Raw genomic sequence first — 19,092 nt, forward strand, 5'->3', positions numbered from 1 at the left:
CGGTCAGGGCTTCCATGGCGGGCTCCTCACGGCCCCGGGATGAGGGGCCAACGGAGTGAAGAAGTACTCCCGCGCCCATCCCCAGAAAACCGAGAGGGTCTTCACATAAAGTGAAGCCATGCTTGGCAATCGCGAGGCGCTCTGGACGCTGTGGGAGGTGAGTCGCGCGGGGACTCATGCCGCCGCGGCGGCTCGGTTGGGCATCACCGCCTCCGCCGTGGGACAGCAGCTCAAGGTACTGGAGCGACAGGTGGGCGTGGCCCTGTTCGAGCGGGTGGGGCGACGGGCTCGACTCACCCCCGCCGGAGTGGCGCTCGTCGCGTGTCTGGGCGAGCACCTGCCCGCCCTCGACGCCGCACTGGAGGAAGCCTCCGAGGCGCAGCGGACCGTGCGCGGGGAGGTGTCGCTCGGTGGGCCCTGGCCCTTCTTCCGGCACTGGCTGCGCCCGCGCCTGCCGGGCCTCCTGGCACGACACCCCGAGCTTCGGCTGGAGGTCCGTTTCGATGTGCCGAGCCGCATCGCTCGCCGACTGCTCGAGGGAGAACTGGACCTGGGCATCGTCGGGCTCCTGCCCGAGGCACCAGGGCTGGAGGTCCGGCAGGTGGCGCAGGAGCGCTTCGTGGCGGTGGCCTCGCCCGCCTACCTGAAGCGCTGGGGGACGCCTCGCAGTGCCCGGGACTTCGGGGCCCATCGCTTCATCGCCTTCGACGCGGACCTGGCGATGCTCGGTCCATGGTGGCGGACCACGCTGGGCCCGAAGGAGCCGCTGCCCGCGCAGGTGGTGTGCCGCATCGCCAACCTGGATGAGATGCTGGCGCTGGCGGAGGCCGGCGTGGGCGTGACGGTGCTGCCCGACTATCTGGTGGACCCCGCCGTGCGCGACGGGCGCGTCGTGGCGCTCACGCCAGAGGTGGGCCGGCGCTCGCCTCGGCGTCCCTGGGGCACGCTCTGGGTGGCCTGGCGCCGCGCCGCCGCTCCCACCGCCCGCTTCCTCGCGGTGCGTGACTGGCTTCTGGACGGACAGGGGACGGAGGCTCAGCCGAGGCGCCGTTCGGGGTGAATACACTCCGTCAGCCGGGCGCGTTGCAGTTTCCCATTCGACGTTCGTGGGAGTTGCTCCACCCGGTAGAACTCGGTGGGGACCTTGTGCGGGGACAGGTGCTCGCGCAGGGTCTGCCGCAGCTCGCGCTTGTGAGGGCTGGTGGTGCCAGGCTCGAAGCGCAGGAAGGCCGTGAGTGTCATTCCATACAAGGCGTCCTCGCGGCCCGACACGGCGGCGTCCGTCACCCCCGGCAGGATGCGCAGGACGGCCTCGATTTCGAGCGGGCTCAGTCGTTCCCCGCCGACCTTGAGCAGCTCATCGTTGCGCCCCAGGAGCGTCACCAGGCCCGTGGGACTCAGTTCCGCCACGTCGCCCGTGTGGAGCCAGCCCTCCTCGCGGACCTTCTCGCGTGTGGCCTCCGGTGCCCCCAGATACCCCAACATCACCTGTTCGCCTCGCACACAGAGCTCGCCCTCGGAGGTGAGCTTCACTGTGAGCCCGCCGACCGGGAAGCCCGTGGCGGAGGAGAAGAAGGCCGGGTGGTCGCTGCGCAGACAGAGCACCCGAGGCGCCAGCTCCGTCTGGCCATAGCAGGTGTAGACGCGGCTGGCGGGAAAGGCCCGTGTCAGGCGTTGGCGCAGCTCCAGGCTCAGCGCCGCGCCAGCGGAGACGACGTGGGTGACGGCTCGCGTGTTCGAGGGCCCGTCCCCCAGCAATCGCAGCAGCGTCTCGTGGTGGGAGGGGACTCCGCTGATCATCCCCTGCAAGCGTCCTTCATCGAGCAGTCGCTTGAGCTCGACCAGGTTTGCGAGCAGGTGAGTGGGGATGCCCGCCGCCAGCGCGGGGAGCAACTGCCCGAGCAGCCCGAAGGAGTAGGAGAGCGGAAGGAACAGCGTCTGGCGGGACACCGACGCGAAGTCGAGCGACGTGAGGACGGCGGCCACGTTCGCGTCGATGTTCCTCCGGGAGAGCTGCACGGCCCGAGGCGCGCCCGTGCTCCCGGAGGTGAACAGGACGACGGCGGTCTCCGGATGGCGGAGTGGCTCGGTCCGTCCGCTTCGCCAGGAGATGGACAGGTTCTCATCCAGCTCGAAGCAGTCCCCGAGGCTCGCTCGCCGCGCCTCGACTTCCGAGTCCGTCCAGTCGTGCGCGAACACGGCCAGTGGATGCCCTGCTTCGTAGAGGGCCAGGAAGCGGGTGACGAACGCGAGCGACCGGCGGAACCTCAGGATGGTGAGCGCCGACGGCCTGTCGGGGAGGCGCGCCTTGAGGGCCTCGACCTCGCGTCGGAGCGCGGCGAAGGAGTGCGTCTCCTCACCGAGGATGAGAGCGGGGGCGTCATCCGCCCGGGAGAACGCGTGTGCGAGGTTCATGTCGGGCTGCCTTCGTGGCTAGAGGCGCTTGAGCAGCGCGCAGGCGGACGCGCCTCCCGCTCCCGCGGAGATGAGCAGGACGCTCTGCCCCGAGCGCAGCGGGAGCTTCTCCTGGAGGTGTGCGAGCGCGATGCCCACGCTGGCCCCCGACGTGTTGCCGGTGAATTGGACGGTCTCCACCACCTTCGCGGGGTCCGCCCCCAGCTTGTCGGTGATGGCTCGGATGAGGTGCAGGTTGGCTTGATGGGGAACGAACCAGTCCACGTCCGCCACGCTCATGCCGAGCCGCCGCAAGAGCGAGGCCGCGCCCGCCGACATGTTGTCCACGCCCTTCATGAACAGCGTGGCCCCATGCTCCATCTTGAGGAAGACCTTGGTCGGGTCGTCGTTCAGATGATGAGGCAGGCGAGAGCCTCCCGCGCGGATGGCGATGATGTCCGCCATGGACGCGTCCGCGCCCAGTTCGCTCGCCATGAGCTGATAGTCGGCCTGCTCGGGACGAGTCGTCACCAGACAGCTCGCGCCCCCGTCGCCGAACAGGGCCGTCGTCGCCAGGTCCTCGCGGTTGAGGAACTTGGAGCGGATGTCCGCGGCGATGACCAGATGGTCGCTCCCCGTGGCCAGCGCGAGTCCCGCGCCGACGTGGACGGCGCTGGTGAAGCCCGCGCAGGCGGCCACCAGGTCCAACACGCCAATGCCATCCAGGCCCAGCTTGGGAAGCACCAGCGGCGAGGTCGGCGGGGTGGGGAAGTCTCCCGACACGGTGGCCAGGAGGAGTTGGGAGATGCGCCGCCGGTCGATGTCGTAGTCCTCCAGCAGCCGCAGGGCCGCCGCCGCCGCGACGTCACTGCACGCCTGCTCCGGCTCCACCCAGTGCCGCTTCTCGACGCCGGTCCGGTGGGTAATCCAACTGGGCCGCGCGCGCGTCCCCATCCAGTCGAGCACGTCCTGGTTGGTCATCACCTTCGCGGGCAGCCACGAGCGAGGGCCGAGCAGGTACACCGGTGCGGTGGGCTTCAGGAAGCTCATGGCTTCAACACTCCTTCCAGTCGGACCATGGGGAGGCCCCCGGTGACGTCCAGCACCGCGCCGTTGATGTACTGGTGCTCGGACAGCAGCGAGTCGAGCGCTTCACCGACGTGCTCGGGCTCGCCCAGCGACCCTTGTGGAATGACGCCACCCATCCGCTCCACGTAGTGGGGACGGGACCAGTACTTCTTCGTGCGCGTCGTCTTGAAGAGCCCCAGCCGCACGGTGTTGCACAGGACGTTGAACGCGCCGTAGTCCACCGCCAGGTTGCGCATCAGTCCCTCCAGCGCGGACTTGCACAGGATGTACGCGCCATAGCGCCCCGTGCCGCTGACCGTGGAGACACTGGAGATGAAGACGATGCGGCCCCGACGGGCTTCGAGCATCGACGGCAGCAGGCGGCGCAAGAGCCAGACATTGCCCATCAGGTTCGCGGTGACGTCTGTTTCGAGCGCCGCTTGCGGCAGTTCGTGGAAACGGTGAAGGGGAGGTCGCCGTGTCCACGCATTCAGCACCAGTCCTTGAAGGCCCCCCGCCAGCAGACCGCGCAGGGCCTCTTCGCTGAGTCCAGGAGCCGCGAGGTCCAGCACCAGGCCCTGGGCCTTCAGCCCTTCCTCGCGATATCGCGCAAGGCATTGCTCCAGCGAGGCCTCCGAGGAGGCCGTCACGAACACCTCGTCCCCCAGGGCCAGCCGTCGCCGGGCAATGGAGCGGCCGATGTCGGAGCCTCCTCCGGTGACAAGGACCCTCATGTGGCGCCCAGCTCGCGCAGCCAGGTCTCCAGGGTGTCGAGGCTGTGGAACGCCTGCTCGGAGAAGTCCTTGCCGGAGATGCGCAGCGACAGCTCCTTCTCCAGCGCGGCGACACCGAGCACCATCATCAGGCTGTCCATGCCATGTGTGACGAGGCTCTCGGAGGTGTCCGAGGGCAGCTCCTCCATGCCCGCGCTGAGCAGGGCCTTCTTGATGCGTTCGAGCAGGTCCATGTCGTGGCGCTCCCTCGTCACTGCTTCACCCAGTGCTGCATCGCGAAGGACAGCCCACCACCCACGCTCATCAGCAGCACCGAGTCACCTGGAGCGAACAGCCCCTGCTCCAGCGCCTCCGACAGTGAGAACAGGACGGAGGCGCCGCCGATGTTGCCGACGCGGTCCGCGCTCCAGACGAGGCGCGCATCGAGCCCGCCTTCCGCGCAGACCCGCTCGATGAGCTTCCGGTTGATTTGATGGGCCACCACCCAGCGGACCCGCTCCAGGCCCCGTCCGCCGGGGAACATCGCGCGGAGCATCTCCAGATATCGCCGCAGCGCCTCCTCACGAAGCCGGGTGCCGTCGCCCGTCATCGCGTAGCCCCCCTGTTCGAGCACGCTCCGGTCCGGAGGCAGCCTCCCGGGCGTCGTATACAGGTCCACCAGCGTCCCGTCCGTGGCGTAGAGACACTGGCGCACCTCGAAGTCGGGCGAGGTCGACTCACGGCGCAGCCACAGGGCCGCGCCTCCATCCGCGAGGATGAACCAGGTCTCCTTGAGGGCCGGGTTCATCACCTTGGACAACGTCTCCGCGCAGCTCACCATCACGTTGTCGTAGCCACTGCCCAGCAGGGACATCGCGAGGTGCAGGCTGGCGAGGGAGGTGGAGCACCCCGCCTTGAGCTCATAGGCCGAGGCATGACCGCCGAGCCGCCCCAGGATGGCCGCCGCCTGCGAGCCCGTGTAGCGGCTGGTCGTCGTGGTTCCGTGAATCAGCGCTTCGATATCGGCGCCGCCACGTTCTCCGAGCGCCCGCCGGGTCGCCGTCAGCGCGAGGGACTCGCTGGTCTCCTCGTCGCCGGGCGCGGGGGGCGCTTCACCCGGGAGTGCTCCGGGCAGTCGCGCGAGATGGCGCTGCCCGAATCCCAGTCGTGCCTGGAGCTTGCGACCGAGCGCCTCCAGCGTCTTGGCGGAGCGGCCGTGCTGCTCGGAGTCCCGGGCGAGCAGCTCCGCGTTGGACACGGCGCGCGTGCCGGGCAACGAGCGGCCATGTCCCAGCACCTGGATGCCCAGGCGAGGCTCCAGCAGCTTCATCGCGGGCTCGCTTCGGCGGAGGCGCGGGCCGGGTTGAAGTGCTCCCAGGCGAAGTTCTCGACGCGCGAGTCCTCCGGCAGCGTGTCCTTCAGGAGCTTGTTGCCCATTCCAATCCAGCTCCTCGAGCCGATGGTCGTCCGGGGCCCCACCATGGCTCCCGCGCCGAGGAACACGTTGTCGCCGATGCGCACCTCGCCGAGCTGGACCTTGTCGCCGAGGAACAGGTGCCCGAGGACGAAGACATTCGCGCCCATCGTGCAGCCCTTGCCGATGGTGAGCAGCGGGTAGTCCGCGAGCATGGCGAAGAGGGACGAGTTCACCCCGTACGCGATGCGCGCCCCCATGGCCCGCCAGTACAGATACTTGGTGACGTAGAAGGTGAAGAAGAACGGCTGGAGTCCGGAGATGCGCACCGCGTGACCCAGGCAGAGCACCGAGTACCAGGCGAGGTAGTCCCGAGACAGCTCCATCGGGTAGGTGCCTGGCCTCATGCGAGGGATGCACAGGCGCATGAGCCAGCACGTCACCAGGAAGACGGCCGCGAGGACTCCGGGCGCCAGCAGCGCCCACGCGGCGAACCCGGGCCTGTCCCAGCACCACCGCAGATAGAGCAGGCAGGACCACCACGCCACCAGGCCCGGCGGCAGCGCGAATGCCATGGTGATGAGGTCCACGAGGAGCACGCGCGCGACGCTGAAGGCTCGGGACTGGTGTTTGAACCGCTGCCTCGCGGCGGCGAGCGTGTCCGTCGCGTCCTGCGTCATGCGGCCTCCTGGCGTACGGGGGTCGGCGCCTCGGGGTTGACCTGGAAGAGGGGGAAGTAGGACGCGACGCGTGCCTCGTCGACGTCGCGCGCGAGCTGGGGAATCTCGTCCCAGGTGTAGACGCGCTCATGGTCCACGGGAGGCAGCCAGCCCATCTCCTCCGCGAAGCCCACGGCCGCCACGGCCTCCGAGTAGCGCGCGTAGTGGGTGTGGATGTGCTGGTGGCGTTTGGTGCACTCGGTGGATCGCGAGAGGTCGATGAGCTCCGCGCCGAGCTTCCAGCCCGCGGTGGCAATCACCCCCTGGCGGCCGAGCGCCTTCAGCGTGGCCTGGAAGAGCGGCGCGCCGATGTGGTCCAGGAAGATGGAGACGTCCTGACCGCGTCCCGCTTCCTTCACGCGCGCGAGGAACCGCTTCTCCGATTGGGTGTAGCGCTGGCGATAACCGGAGTCGGCGGCGAAGAGGACGGGGTCCAGCATCAGGTCGGGGAACTCGCGCCGGTCGATGGGGATGATGTCCACGGACGACAGGTGGCGCAGCCGCTCGTCCTGGGACGCGACCATGGCCACTCGACACCCGGCGTACCGCGCCAGTCGAAGCTGTGCGTAGGAGACCCCGCCGCCCCAACCGACGACGAAGGGCGCGGGGCAGTCGGACTCGCTGACCTGCAAGCGCCAGCAGCCGTAGGCGAGCCGCCAGTTGGACCACGCGGTGATGTAGCGCAGGGAGAACGCGGCCCACTGTTTCAGCGAGTGACGCGTGTCGCGGGGGAGGGGGACGAGCACCCGTTCCGGGAGCCGTGTCCTCCGGGCGAGCAGGCCCATGGTGTGGCTGGCGTCGTAGGCCAGCACCTTGACGGGGTAGCCATGCTCGTCCTGCTCCGCGTTGCAGAACACGAGGCAGACGTCTCCCGGGCGGACGCGCGTGACGGCGCTGCCCGTCTCCAGCACGCGCACCACGCCCGCGTTGCCGATGACCACCTTGTCCTCGCGGCGCAGCCGGCAGATGTCCACGGGCACTCGCTGGAGGGCGTGGCCCATGTTGCCCTCCCAGCAGCCGTAGAGGGGCTCCGCGAGCACGTGCTCCGGGCCCAGGTCTGGAATCGCGAAGGACTCCTGGACGAGCTCACCCGGAACGCTCTTGCCGTCCCGCTGCCTCTCCCCGCGATGAAGGACCCAGGCCTGCACCTCTTGCATGACCGCTCCAGTGAGGCGCCGTGGGAGAGAGACAGGGCGCGTCGACGTGGAGGGATGATGTTGAGTCCTGATTCATGTCTCAAGAATGCCCGGGGTGTGCCTTCCTCCGGTGCGGGGCACCGTTGTCCTGGGACACGTCGAGGCCGGGGGAAAACGCAGGTGGGGCGTCGGATGCCACCCCGGTGGTGCGCTCACGGGGCGGCGGGGCAGGGGGCCCGGAGGGGTTGCGGCGCGGCCCTGCCTGGGAGGTCAGGTGCGGTGCTCGTTCGGCATGAGCACCGCGGGCCTCACGCCTGGAAGTCTCGCGTGAGCCGGGCAATCGCGGCGGCCGGGCCCCGCACGCGGAGCTTCCTGCCGTGCTCGTCGAACTCCTCGGTCAGCACCGTGGTGTGCTCGTACACCTCTCCGATGCGGCCCTGGCTGGCGTACGGAATCATCAGGTGGGCCTCCACCATCGACGCCTCGAAGAACTGGATGATGCTCAGCCGGAGCTTCGCCACGTCATCCGGTCGATGGGCCGAGAGCAGCACCGCCTCCGGGTGCTCGGCGCGAAGCGCGTCCTGCGCGGCTTCGTCCAGTCGGTCGGTCTTGTTCAGCAGGAGCTTGCTCGGAACCACGTCCGCGCCAATCTCGCGGAGCACGGACCGGGTGACCTCCAGCTGCGACTTCCAGGTCGGGTCGGACGCGTCCACCACGTAGAGCAGCAGCGACGCCTCCAGCGCCTCATCCAGGGTGGAGCGGAACGAGGCGACCAGGTCGTGCGGCAGCTTCTGGATGAAGCCCACCGTGTCGGAGACGAGCACGCGGGGACGGGTCTCCGGGTGCAGCGCGCGCACCGTGGTGTCCAGCGTGGCGAAGAGCTGGTCGGCGACCAGCACCTCGCTCCCGGTGAGCGCGCGCATCAGGGACGACTTGCCGGCGTTGGTGTAGCCGACGAGCGCCACCCGGAGCTGCTCCCGGCGGGCATACCGGCGATGGTCCTGTTCCTTCTGGATGACGGCGAGCCCCGCGCGCAGCTCCGCGAGCCTGTCTCGAATCTTCCGCCGGTCCAGCTCCACCGCGGAGTCTCCGGAGCCACGGCCCTGCTGGCGCTCCCGGCCTCCCGAGGACTCCCGCAGCCGGGGCGCGAGGTAGGTGAGCCGGGCAATCTCGACCTGCATGCGCGCCTCGTGGCTGCGTGCGTGCCGGTGGAAGATGTCGACAATCACGCCGGTGCGGTCCATCACCTGGGCCCCCGTGGCCTTCTCCAGGTTGCGGAGCTGGCTCGGCGACAGCTCGTGGTCGACGACCACCACGGTGGGGCGCGGCCCGCTCACGTCCTCCTCGGGCTCGGAGGCTTCATCGTCCTCCTCGAAGTCCTCCTCCTCGGCCTCGGTGTCCTCTTCTTCTTCGGCCCCGGTGTCCTCGGCCCCGGTGTCCGCTGTCTCGGGGGCCTGGGCGGGCTCATCGCCCTCCTGCTCGGAGTCGTCCTCGGCGGCCTCCCACTTCGCGCGGGCCTTGGAGGTCCGGTCCTGGGCGCCCGAGGTGATGACGCCGGGGCCTCCGGTGAGCGCGGCCAGGTCCTTGAGCTTCCCCTTGCCGAGCACCGTCCCCGTGGCCAGCGCCCCTCGACGCTGGGTCACCGTGGCCACGGCGTCATAGCCCAGCGTGTGTACCAGCCGCTTGAGCTCCGCGAGGTCCGCGGCGTGCTCGATGTCCGTCACACTGGGGAATTGGACGCCCACGAGGACGGCACGGGGGCGAGCAACGGGTGGGGTCTTCGACATGGGGACGCTCGTAACACGGGGCGGGCCCAGGTGGGGTAAACGAGAGCTTCCATGAGTGACCTCATCCAGGCGATTGGTGTCCTGCTGAGCGGCGCGCCCGCGAGCCGTGTCGACGCGCCTGCCTTTCGTCCAGACTCCGCGTGGCTGCTCGTCTGCCTGATGCGCCAGCTCGTCCGCCAGCGCTGGCTCGTCCGTATCGTCGAGGAGCGACTCACCACGAAGCGGGACGCGGCTGACGACGAGGACGAGGATGAAGACTCGGGAGACGTTCCTGGCCTCGCGGGCTGGAGCTACGAGTTCCACGGCAGGGGCTGCTGTCTCTCCAGCGAGGACGAGATTCTGGATGTCGACTTCCATGGAGACGAAGGGGCCACCATCGACCCCTACTTCTTCGCGACCCGCATCTTCTCGCTCAAGGCGCCGGGCCTCCCCGAGGCGCGTCTGGCGGCCCTGCTCCCGGGGCGGGACCTGGTGGTGAGCGGCATCCGTGAGCTTCAGGCCCAGGGGCTCTTGCGGCACCCTCCGAGCGAGCATGTCTTCAGGCTCCCTCCCGCGCTGGAGGCGCTGGCCGACGCGGCTGGCACGCTGGACTTCGATGCTCCGGACGCGCGCGAGCGGAGCTTTCTTTGGCTCGGAGACTTCGAGGCGCTGGACTCCAGCGTGTTCGCCGAGCGAGTCCTCGCGGTCCGTGAAGCGCGCAGGGAGTGGCTTCTCGCGAGGGCGACCGTTCCCTCCCTGGCGGGCGATGCGCTCGCGGCCCTCCAGGGCCTCGTGTCTCCCGACGCGTTCGTCGTGACTTGTGAGCGCGTCCTCTCCGGTCCCATCTCCTCCGCCATGGGGGCGGCCATCGAGCGGCTGGACGCGCTGCCAGGGAACGCCAGCTGTCCGGCGGTGTTCAGCCTGCTCCAGCGCATGTCTCCCGAGGAGCACCACCCCTATTCGCTCCATGCCGCCGCGGCCTATCTGCTTCGCCGTCAGTTCGAGCGGGAGCGGGTGCTCGCGGCGGTGCTCGCCTTCGCCCGGGTGGACAAGGTGAAGGGGTACGGAGGCAATCCCTATGCGGGAGAGTTCGCGCTCCTGGCGCTGGAGTACGCACCCGAGCACGCCCTGGAGTTGGTGCGGCGCGCGCTGCGCTCCTCCGTCCCCATGGCTCGGATGCGGGTCTCCACCGTCCTCTGTGCCCTGGATGCGCCGTGGAGTCAGCGGGAGCTGAGCGCGGCCCTCCAGTCCAGCACCTCATCGGACCGGGGAGACGCGAAGTACCTCCAGCTCGCGCTCGCGCGGAGCCAGTCCGAGTGGGCTCGCGCCGTCGCCGCGCGGTGGGGGCGCCAGCAGCCGCCTCCCGCCACCTCGGAGTTCGGCTTCACCCACGAGGAGGTGATGGAGGCCAACGCGGACGGCTGGTTCGAGCACGAACTCGCGAAGGCGCGCGACTGGGTCCAGCGCAGGCGCATCCAGACGCCGAACGAGCTGGAGTGAGACGCCCCGTGGCCCAGGGGCGCCCCTCTTCACGCGAGGACTCCGGAGCACCGCTCAATCGCAGCGCTGGACGTCCTCGGTGATGTAGCCGTTGCGGCTGGAGAGGCTCCGGTCGTAGCAGTCGCCCGGGAAGCCTGTCACCTTGTAGCGGTGCGTGGACGTGCCCACGGCGTTGCGCTGCGCGCGGGGAACGCCCAGCGTGTACGCGGCCTCACCGGTGAAGACGTCGCTGAGCTTGCGGTGCGTCAGGGGCTGGAGGCCGTGCAGCTCGAACGCGTCCTCCGCGTCGTTCATGGTGATGCTCGTCGTGAGCCGGTTCTCCGGCGTCACGCTGATGAGTCCGTCGAGCACGAAGCGCTTGTCGGAGCGGCTCACCGTCGGAAAGAGCTCCCGCCCCACCACGGTGACGGTGCTGGTGTCGTTCCACGTGGCCAGGAGCTGGTCCGGGTTCTCCATGTCCCCCAGCCAGCGGTGCATGCTGGCGTTGGACACCTTCTGCTCGACGGTCGTCAGCTCCCAGCCTCGCGACGTCCGCAGGTAGCCCGACACGCGCAGGTGCTGCCCGCCCTGCGTGTCCACCTGATGCCAGCCGTCCACGAGCGCGCAGTCGGCGTCATTCGTCAGCGCGCCGACCTGGTGCTGGAGCAGTCCGCCCGTGACGCGCGCGGCGCTCGAATCCCTCCAGACGAGCACGTTGGTGGGCAAATCCCAGCCAGGGCGACCCTCGGGGACGCCCAGCACGCTCACCCGGAGCTGGTGCGGCTGGCCGTCGGTCAAGAGGCCCGCGAAGGGCGTGAGGTCATAGGTGATGGGGCGGATGTTGAAGGCCCGGGGCGCCGGCAGCACGTACCAGAGGAACGGATTGGACCAGCCGCCCGTGTAGACATGAGGGAAGGGCATGGCGATGCCCGCCACCTTTCCATCCACTTCAATCTGCACCTCGCGGTACGGGCCCGCGTCGGCGGGGCACGAGTACGGCACGACGGTGGGCGCGGTGATGTACCAGAACTCCTCGCAGCCTCCGCCCGAGCCCGTCGCGTAGACCTCCGCGAGGAGCCGCGTGGTGTTCTGGGGCACCGTCACCTCGCCCACCAACGCGCTGCCCTCGCGGCGCGGGTTGACCAGCGGCAGCACGTCGCTCGCCGTCCGGGCCGCTGGCGTCTGCCTTCCCTGCGCCGCGTAGAACGTCAGGTACACTTGCACGTCCAGCACACCCGTGTAGGTGTCATTGACGACGTTGCCAATCAGCATCCACACGGGCTGGGGCTGACGCAAGAGCGGCGCATAGGCGGTGATGTCCTTCTCCACCGACCACGAGATTCCATCGCGAGACGGCTCGGGCGTGGACGTCTTGAAGAGGGTGACGCCGCCCACCTCCAGATGGCCGAGCCGGTCGTACTGGACGCCCTGGACCTTGCCCTCCATGCGCAGCACCACCTTGTGCCACGGCCCCGGGCACTCGGCGGGCGGAGTGAAGGTGCCCGTGAAGGGCGTGAAGTCGTCGAACTTCTCGTCGACGATTCGCACGGTGCACGACGCCGTCGCCGGCCGCTCCACCGTGGGCACCGCCGTGCGCGGGTCATCCCAATCCGTACCGAACTCAGGGGGAGGCTCGACGGCCAGCGCTGGCAGCGTCGCGCCCAGCGTAAGGACTGCCGCGACGAAGGCTCGGGGGAAGGCTCTCACGGCTTTTCCTTTGAAGGCGGTTATTGCCTGGAGACTAGGCCCCGCCTGCGTCGTGGGCAATCGAGCCCCGCGCGAAAGCCCCAGGCCCGGTGACGTGGGCCTGGGGCTTCGGGGTGAATCACTCGACCCAGTGCTGGACCGTCAGGATGCGGAAGCCCGTGGTGGCGTTGACGAAGAAGTGGACCTGGATGCCGGCCCAGGGCCCGTCGTTGTAGCCGATGTGGCAGCCCTTGAACGTGCCACCCGCGGTGCGCGCGTCGAGGTCATCCAGGCCGTCGTTGATGACGCTGGTGGGAATCTGCCCCTGGTACGCATAGGTGTTGGCGGCGCTCGAGACGTAGTTGTGGACCTCGGTGGCGTCGGCCAGGTTCGGGCGGTTGGTGAAGCGGTTGTTCGGGAAGGTGGCGGGGTCGATGCCGAAGCACTGGGCATAGGCCAGGCGGTCATTGCCGTACTCGCCGTTCATCACGCTCTGGATGTCGAACGCGAGGTCCATCTTCACCGTCCAGTTGCCCTCCGGGAGGGCGTTCACCGAGGAGACGAGGACCTCCAGCGCGTAGCCCAGGTTGGCGGCGTTGCGCAGGTTGCGCAGGCTCACCGCGCCGATGCCCGACGTATTGGAGATGGCCTGGACGGACGTGAACGGGCGCAGGGCGAGCAGGTTCGTGGCGCCATTCCACGCGTACGGCAGGATGGCGTACAGCGCGGAGCTGCTCACGGTGTTGACCAGGGAGACCACCGCCGCGGCGTCATCGGTGGAGACCGCCAGCTCGTCCAGGATTCCCACGCAGCTGCTGTTGATGAGGCCATTGGCGCGCGCGCCGCTCTCCAACTGCGTCAGGCGCACGGGGCCCATCAGGTGGACGGCGGAGAGCTGCGCCAGCGTCGCGAAAGGCGCCGTCGAGCGGCTGCTGACCAGGTTGAGGACGAGGTCGCTGGGCAGGTACGCGTCCAGCGTCCCGGGCGCCGCCGTGTTCGCGAAGGTGAGGATGCCCTGGCACTCCGGCGCGACGTCCACGTTCGTCAGCGTGAGGGACGCGTCCTGGTTCGCGGGTACCTCGGTCGTGGGCTGCTCGGACGGGGTGGAGGGCTCGGAGGGCGAGGTGGGACCACAGCCGACCAGCAGGCTGAGGCAAAGCAGGGCTGAACCGAGACGACGCATGGAGAACTCCTCAGTGCACGACAAGAGAGGGGTCACCCATACACCAGTAGCCTGACTCGCTGATAATCCGTGTTTCGTTACAGAGTCGTGCCGGAGGGTTGCTTTCTGGACGGACCCGCTGGACTCGGGCATGCAGGAGGGCCGTCCACTCAGAGGTTCCAGTCAGGGGCCTCTCCCGGCGTAAGGAAGTGCATGCGAGCCTGTCCGTGCTGCATGGAGACGCTGACAGCCGGGTTGCTCGGCTTCGGCAGCCGGCGCCTGGCGGGACGCTGTGAGTCGTGTGGCGACGCTGTGTGTGAGACGTGTCTCAGCGTGCAGGTGCTGGAGGCGAGCGTCTTCCGGGCACGCATGGGCGGACCCGCACCGACAGGGGAGCAGGTGAAGGGGCGGGTGTGCCGCTCGTGCCTGTGGGAAGTCCTGGTGGACCAGGGTGAGACACCGCCGTTTCCCGCGCCGCGTGGACAGCGTGAGCGGGCGAGACGCGATGCTCGGGAGAAGTGCACCCACGGTGACGTGAAGCCGTGCATGGCGTTCTGTCCGGCGTGTGGTGACGAAGTCTCGTGGAAGAGCGAGCACGGCAATCCCGCCTGCGAGGCGTGCGGCGCGCCGTCCCACCGGGACTTCAACTGCTGCTGGGCCTGTGGCGAATCGTTCGAGGAGGAGAACCCGCCGAGGCCCGTCGCCCGCGGGTACAAGCTCGACTTCGACTGTGACGGTCCCGAGTGCGCGGGGAAGCTGGAGTGGCTCATGCCCTTCTGTCCCTGGTGCGGCGAGGAGAAGCACTGGGAGCACGAGGGGGAGCTGACGTGCGACGAGTGCGAGGTTCAGCTCGACCGGGGCTGGGCGTTCTGCGTGCGCTGCGGAGAAGAGGCGCCGCTGCCCGACGAATGTCCCCGGTGTGGGGTGGGGCTGGAGGAGGCCGCGTCGGCCGCGCGCTGTGAGCAGTGTCACCATCTGGTGTGTGGGGACTGCTGTGATGTCCGGGGCGTCGCGCAGGTGGGTGGCGAGGCCCAGGAGCGGCTGCTGTGCTCGAGCTGTGGCGAGGGCCGTGAGCCCGTGAGCGAAGAGCGCGCGCCTCCGGACGAAGCGGAGCGAGAGGTCCCTCCCGAAGAACCCGCCGCGCCGCGTGCCGAGACGCCTCCCACCGCGTGGGAGGTGCTCGGCGTTTCGCGCGGGGCGCCGCTGCCCGACGTGAAGCGGGCGTACCTGGCGCTGGTGGCGCAATACCATCCGGACAAGGTCGCCCAGCTCGGTCCGAAGCTCCAGGCCCTGGCCCAGGAGGAGACGCGTCGCATCATCGAGGCGTGGGAACAGGTGCGGAAGCAGTCGCGGCCCTGAAGTCAGTCCCGCGCATGTCTGGCTTTGGAGCCGTTCGGCTCAGCCTCCAGGGTGATTGATTGGCGCCTGAATCCATCCAGGTTCTACGCGGAGGACTCCTCGCTGTGGCTCACGAATCCGGCCTTCCTCCAGACGAACTACCTGCCCATCCACGACTTCTTCCAGGACGGCGACGACACGCGGTGAGTCGCGCGCTCCTTCTGGCCCTGCTGGGCGTCGTGCGCTGCGCGGTCCTGGCGTGCCAGGGGCACCGCGCCACTCGGACACAGGACGAAGTCAGCGTGCCTCGCGGTTCGGTCCGGTGGCGACGTCATCGCTCGGTCAAGTCCGATCTCGGGAGGCGTGGATCAAGCTCATGACGGACTTCGAGCGAGAGCAGAGTGCCGCGAGCCTCGCGCTCTGTGGGCACTACTACCTGGACCTGAAGATGCCGGAGCGCGCGGAGGCATGCTTCTCCCGGTCCCGTGAGGTGAACCCCATCCATGCCACGGTAGAAAGACTGGACCATGAAGCCGAGTCCGCTCCGGCGCGCGCGTTCGAAAAGCTCCAGGCGGAGGTGCGAAAGGAGAGACACCCGGGCCTTCTTCGAGTCATGGCGGCCTACCATGCGCGGGCTGGACGGAGTCAGGAAGCGCTCCGTTGGCTCGACGAGTCCCTTCGAATGAATCCCAGCCAGGAGCGAGGGATGCTCCTGCTCGAGCAGGTTTGCGCGAGCTTGGGGGACAAGGAATGCCTGAAGCACTACCGCGACGGAAAGGCGCCGCGCTAGCGACCTCGCGAGAGCGGCAGGGGGCACATCCTTCCGCCGCGGGCTGACCGAGTGGACTCAGGCGCTCCGTGGCTCCACTTCGCCACGGAGCGCCCGGAACCTCGCTACTACTCGACCTGGACCTGGATGACCTGCTCGGCCGTGTTACCCGCCGCGTCCGTGGCGCGGATGAGCACCAGGTGCGAGCCGGGGCCGGAGAACGTCACAGGCGTGGTCGCCAGGTTCGTCCCCGCGCCGACGTCGGTGTCGCTGACCCAGTTGGCCGTCACGTGGACCGGGGTGAGGTCCGTCACCTCGGTGACGACGTCCACCGTCAGGGGCTGCGCCTCCTCGAGGTTCGGCGCGACGATGCGGAGCAGGGGCGCGGTGCGGTCCACCGTCACCTGCCGGCTCTCGGTGGCGATGCCGCCGTCCGTGGCGATGACCGTGAGCGTGAGGGTGTGGTGGCCTTCCGCCAGGCTCAGCCACTCGACGACGTGTCCGCCGCCAGCGTCCGGAGTGAGTCGCACGGGAGCGCCGCCATCGATGGAGAGCAGCACCACGCTGATGGGAGCGCCACCAGGGCTGGCGGTGGCCCAGCCGCACGCCTTCACCTGCGCGGCGGACGTGTAGCGCGGCACGTCGCACATGATGAGGCTGGGCGGCGTGCCCTCGGAGTCGACCACGTGGATGGCCGTGGTGCAGGAGGCGCTGTTGCCCGCCGCGTCGGTGGCCGTGTACGTCACCGCCGTCGTTCCACGCGGATAGGTGCCGGCGGCCGGGCCGCTGACCTGCGCGCCACACGCGTCGGAGACATTGGCCGCCCCGGGCGTGACGAAGGCGCCGTCAGGCCCGGTGGCCTCGACGAGGCGCTCGGGCGGACAGACGATGACCGGCGGGGTGACGTCCACCACGGTGACGGTGGCCGTGCACGTGTCGCTGGCCTGTCCGTCCGACACCGTCAGGGTGACGGAGTGCGTGCCCGGGCCGAAGGGCCCCGTGGGGGCCTGCGACACGGAGAGCGGGCCGGGCTGCTCGTCCGGGTCGTAGCTGCCGTTGTCCACGCTCGCGGGCGCGTTGCAGTTCGTCGGGCTGGCGTTGACGGCCACGTCGCGGCAGATGGCCACGGGCGGCTCGTTGGTCGAGCAGGCGAGGCTGACGGGCGCGCTGCCCGCGTTGTTGGTCTCGATGCACTCCGTCTCGCGACCGACACCGGTGCCGTCATCGTCCGCCTTGGCAAAGACGACCGTGGTGCCACCAGGCGCCGAGGCGAGCGCCAGGCTCACCACCGCGCTGCTCCCCGCGCTCAGCACCGTGGGGAGGATGCCTACGCCCAGCAGCGTGCCGCCGGAGGTGGGATTGCCCTGGAAGAAGGCCACGCGCAGGCCCGCCGAGGTTGCCGCGTCACCCTGGTTGTTGACGCGGGCGTGCAGGCTCAATGTGCCCGTGGTCCGGTCACACGACGAGGTGACCTCCGTCACCGTCACGTCGGCCGCGGCATAGGGGCTGGTGCTGCCGTTGCCCTGGCTGTTGGCGCGGAACGTGTTGAGTCCCGGCGTGCGCCAGTTCTCGACGGGGTGCGCGGGGATGGTGCCGTTGTCGTTGACGTTCGTGACGGAGTACGCGTGCTGGTTCCAGATGCGACGCGTGTTCACCCAACCATCCTTGCGGTCACGGAACACGCGGATGCCGGTAGGGCCGGCCCTGCTGTAGTTGTTCGACGCGACGACGATTTCCGCGTTGTCATCCGCGTCCACGTCGACGATGAGCGGGTTCTCGTACGTCGTCCCGGACGCGTGGGCCACATCGAAGCGCACCGCACCCGTGGCACCGTCGTAGATGCGCAGGCGGACCTCGTCGCCGTAGACGACCTCGGCACGGCCGTCGCCCTCGAAGTCGAAGGTGGACGAGCCCGTCACGTTCGAGCTCTGGTCCTGCGTGGGGCTGGACCACTTCACGGCGCCATTGGTCTCGAAGACGGCATACCGGCTGGCACCTGCCACGCCTACTTCAGGCGAACCATCCGCGTCGAAGTCCGCGATGTTGGGCGCGCCACCGCTGCCGCCACCGGGAATCGTCTGGCTCCAGAGCAGGGTGCAGTTGTCATCCATCAGTGAGACGACGCCCCCGCTGACCACGACGACTTCTCCGTTCGAGTCCGCGTCGAAGTTGGCCACGCCCGACAGGCCGTTGCCGATGCTCGTGTTCCGGCACTTGAGCGTGCCGTCATGGCGGTAGATGGACCGGCCGTTGACCACTTCCTGCAGCCCGTCACCGTCGATGTCCGCGGCGAAGGAGATGGGGCCCTGGGGGCCACCAATGGTGTCCGTGCCCGCCCACTTCAACGCCCCGGTGTTGCTCAAGACGTATTGGCCGTTGAGGATCTCCACCGTGCCGTCGCCGTCCAGGTCCGCGAAGGAGGGGCCGCCCCAGCTGTTCTGGGAGACCGTCGTCCGGAACTTCAAGGCGCCCGTGTTCTCGAAACAGAGCAGGCCCGTGCCGCTCTCCGGGACGGCACACAGCTCCACCAGCCCGTCACCGTCGATGTCCGCGCCCGCGATGCTCGCCGCGCCGCGCACGCGCAGGGCCGGGTCCGTCACCGTCCACAGTTCGCTGCCATCCGCGCCGCTGATCGCTCGCAGCACGCCATTGGTGGTGTAGTTGCTGCCCGCGAACGTGCTGAAGACGACGTCCGGGACGCCGTCGCCGTTCACCTCCACGACGATGGGCGCCATCATGACCTGGACGTGAGTTGGCAGGACGGTGCTCGAGTTCCACGCCCACTCCAGCTCCGGCTCGAAGTTCGGGTCGAAGGGCGGCTGGACCTGGCACTCGCCGTTCGCCGCCGAGGCAACCTTGCCCAGGGAGTCTGCTTCCGGGGAGACGGGGAGCGACGTCTCTCCACAGGCTGTCAGTGATAGCAGTCCCGCGACCGACAGCTTGATGCCTGCTCTCCACGTCCACTTCCCTCGGGATGTTCTTGTCAATTGCATGTCCCCTGTCCTTGGGTTTGGGCTTACAGCGATTGCGGTCTATAGGGGACTGTCGGAAAATGCTGCAAGTGAGTCGGAGTTGAACTCGGAGGTGGAGACTCCGACGAATGCCTGCCATTGGGTCAGGTTGATGAATGTCACGATGACGCGTCGAAAATCGTGGCTGGCTGGAATGCGAGCCCTGTTGGTGGCGAGTGGTGTGGATGTCCAGTTTGGTAGCGCGCTCGTTGGCGATCTGCCAATAATGGGCCCCCATGGGTCTTCCGGTGCGTGCGGCGCTGGTTCAAGCGGTGGGTGGTCCCTTCCTGCTCGACGAGGTCGAGCTGGACGGCCCTGGTGTGGGAGAGCTGCGGGTTCGCGTGACAGCCAGTGGCATCTGTCACACGGACCTCACCTACCGGGCGGGTGCGGGGCGGTTCCCATTCCCGGCGGTGCTGGGCCACGAGGGCGCGGGG

General features: G+C 68.9%; 17 protein-coding genes. 6 read left to right on the forward strand and 11 right to left on the reverse strand.

From position 1 onward, the window contains the following. Positions 1-118 precede the first annotated feature (118 nt). Complete coding sequence (locus HUW62_RS02100; protein WP_163867500.1) at positions 119-1,060, forward strand: LysR family transcriptional regulator; 942 nt, start codon at positions 119-121, stop codon at positions 1,058-1,060. On the opposite strand, the gene HUW62_RS02105 is transcribed toward HUW62_RS02100, so the two are convergent. The 8 genes from HUW62_RS02105 to hflX all read right to left on the reverse strand — a co-directional run bounded on the left by HUW62_RS02105 (position 1,036) and on the right by hflX (position 9,231). Further along, on the reverse strand, positions 1,036-2,415 hold the full coding sequence (locus tag HUW62_RS02105) for a class I adenylate-forming enzyme family protein (RefSeq protein ID WP_176433423.1): 1,380 nt from the start codon (positions 2,413-2,415) through the stop codon (positions 1,036-1,038). The two genes, HUW62_RS02100 and HUW62_RS02105, sit on opposite strands and share 25 nt — an antisense overlap. Before the next feature lie 18 nt (positions 2,416-2,433). Continuing rightward, a complete protein-coding gene (locus tag HUW62_RS02110; protein ID WP_163867502.1) occupies positions 2,434-3,444 on the reverse strand; it encodes a 3-oxoacyl-ACP synthase III family protein in 1,011 nt (336 codons plus the stop codon). Further along, entirely contained in the window at positions 3,441-4,196 is a 756-nt protein-coding gene (locus HUW62_RS02115; RefSeq protein ID WP_163867503.1) for an SDR family NAD(P)-dependent oxidoreductase, read from the reverse strand. The genes HUW62_RS02110 and HUW62_RS02115 overlap by 4 nt, the downstream gene beginning before the upstream one ends. Beyond that, positions 4,193-4,429: an acyl carrier protein gene (locus HUW62_RS02120; RefSeq protein WP_163867504.1), complete on the reverse strand. Its 237-nt coding sequence runs from the start codon at positions 4,427-4,429 to the stop codon at positions 4,193-4,195. The genes HUW62_RS02115 and HUW62_RS02120 overlap by 4 nt, the downstream gene beginning before the upstream one ends. Before the next feature lie 17 nt (positions 4,430-4,446). Further along, a complete protein-coding gene (locus HUW62_RS02125) occupies positions 4,447-5,505 on the reverse strand; it encodes a 3-oxoacyl-ACP synthase III family protein (protein WP_176433424.1) in 1,059 nt (352 codons plus the stop codon). After that, the gene (locus tag HUW62_RS02130) at positions 5,502-6,269 is read right to left on the reverse strand and encodes a DapH/DapD/GlmU-related protein (RefSeq protein WP_163867506.1); all 768 of its coding nucleotides are present in this window, start codon (positions 6,267-6,269) and stop codon (positions 5,502-5,504) included. Before HUW62_RS02130 ends, HUW62_RS02125 begins: the two co-directional genes overlap by 4 nt. Beyond that, positions 6,266-7,465, reverse strand: coding sequence for a zinc-binding dehydrogenase (locus HUW62_RS02135; protein ID WP_176433425.1), 1,200 nt, complete (start codon positions 7,463-7,465; stop codon positions 6,266-6,268). The genes HUW62_RS02130 and HUW62_RS02135 overlap by 4 nt, the downstream gene beginning before the upstream one ends. Positions 7,466-7,752: 287 nt before the next feature. Next, entirely contained in the window at positions 7,753-9,231 is a 1,479-nt protein-coding gene (gene hflX, locus HUW62_RS02140) for a GTPase HflX (RefSeq protein WP_163867508.1), read from the reverse strand. Between the two features lie 51 nt (positions 9,232-9,282). Between hflX and HUW62_RS02145 the strand changes: the two genes are divergently transcribed. Next, positions 9,283-10,710, forward strand: coding sequence for a hypothetical protein (locus HUW62_RS02145; RefSeq protein ID WP_176433426.1), 1,428 nt, complete (start codon positions 9,283-9,285; stop codon positions 10,708-10,710). Positions 10,711-10,764: 54 nt separating this feature from the next. Here the strand turns inward: HUW62_RS02145 and HUW62_RS02150 are convergent, their stop codons facing one another. Beyond that, positions 10,765-12,396, reverse strand: a complete 1,632-nt coding sequence (locus tag HUW62_RS02150; protein ID WP_176433427.1) for a peptide-N4-asparagine amidase — start codon at positions 12,394-12,396, stop codon at positions 10,765-10,767. Between the two features lie 118 nt (positions 12,397-12,514). Further along, entirely contained in the window at positions 12,515-13,558 is a 1,044-nt protein-coding gene (locus HUW62_RS02155) for a hypothetical protein (protein ID WP_176433428.1), read from the reverse strand. 192 nt (positions 13,559-13,750) lie between these two features. Here HUW62_RS02155 and HUW62_RS02160 point away from each other — a divergent pair, with 192 nt between their 5' ends. The 3 genes from HUW62_RS02160 (at position 13,751) to HUW62_RS02165 (ending at position 15,665) form a co-directional block, all read left to right on the forward strand. Then, positions 13,751-14,896, forward strand: a complete 1,146-nt coding sequence (locus HUW62_RS02160; protein ID WP_240356586.1) for a DnaJ family molecular chaperone — start codon at positions 13,751-13,753, stop codon at positions 14,894-14,896. A 51-nt stretch (positions 14,897-14,947) separates the two neighbouring features. Continuing rightward, positions 14,948-15,082: a hypothetical protein gene (locus HUW62_RS48410; protein WP_255203178.1), complete on the forward strand. Its 135-nt coding sequence runs from the start codon at positions 14,948-14,950 to the stop codon at positions 15,080-15,082. Positions 15,083-15,251: 169 nt separating this feature from the next. Beyond that, a complete protein-coding gene (locus HUW62_RS02165; RefSeq protein ID WP_176433429.1) occupies positions 15,252-15,665 on the forward strand; it encodes a hypothetical protein in 414 nt (137 codons plus the stop codon). A gap of 107 nt (positions 15,666-15,772) precedes the next feature. Here the strand turns inward: HUW62_RS02165 and HUW62_RS02170 are convergent, their stop codons facing one another. After that, positions 15,773-18,637: an FG-GAP-like repeat-containing protein gene (locus HUW62_RS02170; RefSeq protein WP_176433430.1), complete on the reverse strand. Its 2,865-nt coding sequence runs from the start codon at positions 18,635-18,637 to the stop codon at positions 15,773-15,775. Positions 18,638-18,891: 254 nt separating this feature from the next. Here HUW62_RS02170 and HUW62_RS02175 point away from each other — a divergent pair. Beyond that, positions 18,892-19,092 (forward strand): alcohol dehydrogenase catalytic domain-containing protein (locus tag HUW62_RS02175; protein ID WP_176433431.1); only part of this gene is annotated, 201 nt, incomplete at its 3' end.

Origin of the sequence: Myxococcus sp. AM011 (genome assembly GCF_013372595.1) — a bacterium.
Taxonomy (GTDB): domain Bacteria; phylum Myxococcota; class Myxococcia; order Myxococcales; family Myxococcaceae; genus Myxococcus; species Myxococcus eversor.

What these genes read in the sequence shown, in the direction of transcription:
- HUW62_RS02100 (WP_163867500.1), top strand. Translation starts at nt 119, where the DNA reads ATGCTTGGCAATCGCGAGGCGCTCTGGACGCTGTGGGAGGTGAGTCGC.
- HUW62_RS02105 (WP_176433423.1), bottom strand. Translation starts at nt 2,415, where the DNA reads ATGAACCTCGCACACGCGTTCTCCCGGGCGGATGACGCCCCCGCTCTC.
- HUW62_RS02110 (WP_163867502.1), bottom strand. Translation starts at nt 3,444, where the DNA reads ATGAGCTTCCTGAAGCCCACCGCACCGGTGTACCTGCTCGGCCCTCGC.
- HUW62_RS02115 (WP_163867503.1), bottom strand. Translation starts at nt 4,196, where the DNA reads ATGAGGGTCCTTGTCACCGGAGGAGGCTCCGACATCGGCCGCTCCATT.
- HUW62_RS02120 (WP_163867504.1), bottom strand. Translation starts at nt 4,429, where the DNA reads ATGGACCTGCTCGAACGCATCAAGAAGGCCCTGCTCAGCGCGGGCATG.
- HUW62_RS02125 (WP_176433424.1), bottom strand. Translation starts at nt 5,505, where the DNA reads ATGAAGCTGCTGGAGCCTCGCCTGGGCATCCAGGTGCTGGGACATGGC.
- HUW62_RS02130 (WP_163867506.1), bottom strand. Translation starts at nt 6,269, where the DNA reads ATGACGCAGGACGCGACGGACACGCTCGCCGCCGCGAGGCAGCGGTTC.
- HUW62_RS02135 (WP_176433425.1), bottom strand. Translation starts at nt 7,465, where the DNA reads ATGCAAGAGGTGCAGGCCTGGGTCCTTCATCGCGGGGAGAGGCAGCGG.
- hflX (WP_163867508.1), bottom strand. Translation starts at nt 9,231, where the DNA reads ATGTCGAAGACCCCACCCGTTGCTCGCCCCCGTGCCGTCCTCGTGGGC.
- HUW62_RS02145 (WP_176433426.1), top strand. Translation starts at nt 9,283, where the DNA reads ATGAGTGACCTCATCCAGGCGATTGGTGTCCTGCTGAGCGGCGCGCCC.
- HUW62_RS02155 (WP_176433428.1), bottom strand. Translation starts at nt 13,558, where the DNA reads ATGCGTCGTCTCGGTTCAGCCCTGCTTTGCCTCAGCCTGCTGGTCGGC.
- HUW62_RS02160 (WP_240356586.1), top strand. Translation starts at nt 13,751, where the DNA reads ATGCGAGCCTGTCCGTGCTGCATGGAGACGCTGACAGCCGGGTTGCTC.
- HUW62_RS02165 (WP_176433429.1), top strand. Translation starts at nt 15,252, where the DNA reads ATGACGGACTTCGAGCGAGAGCAGAGTGCCGCGAGCCTCGCGCTCTGT.
- HUW62_RS02170 (WP_176433430.1), bottom strand. Translation starts at nt 18,637, where the DNA reads ATGCAATTGACAAGAACATCCCGAGGGAAGTGGACGTGGAGAGCAGGC.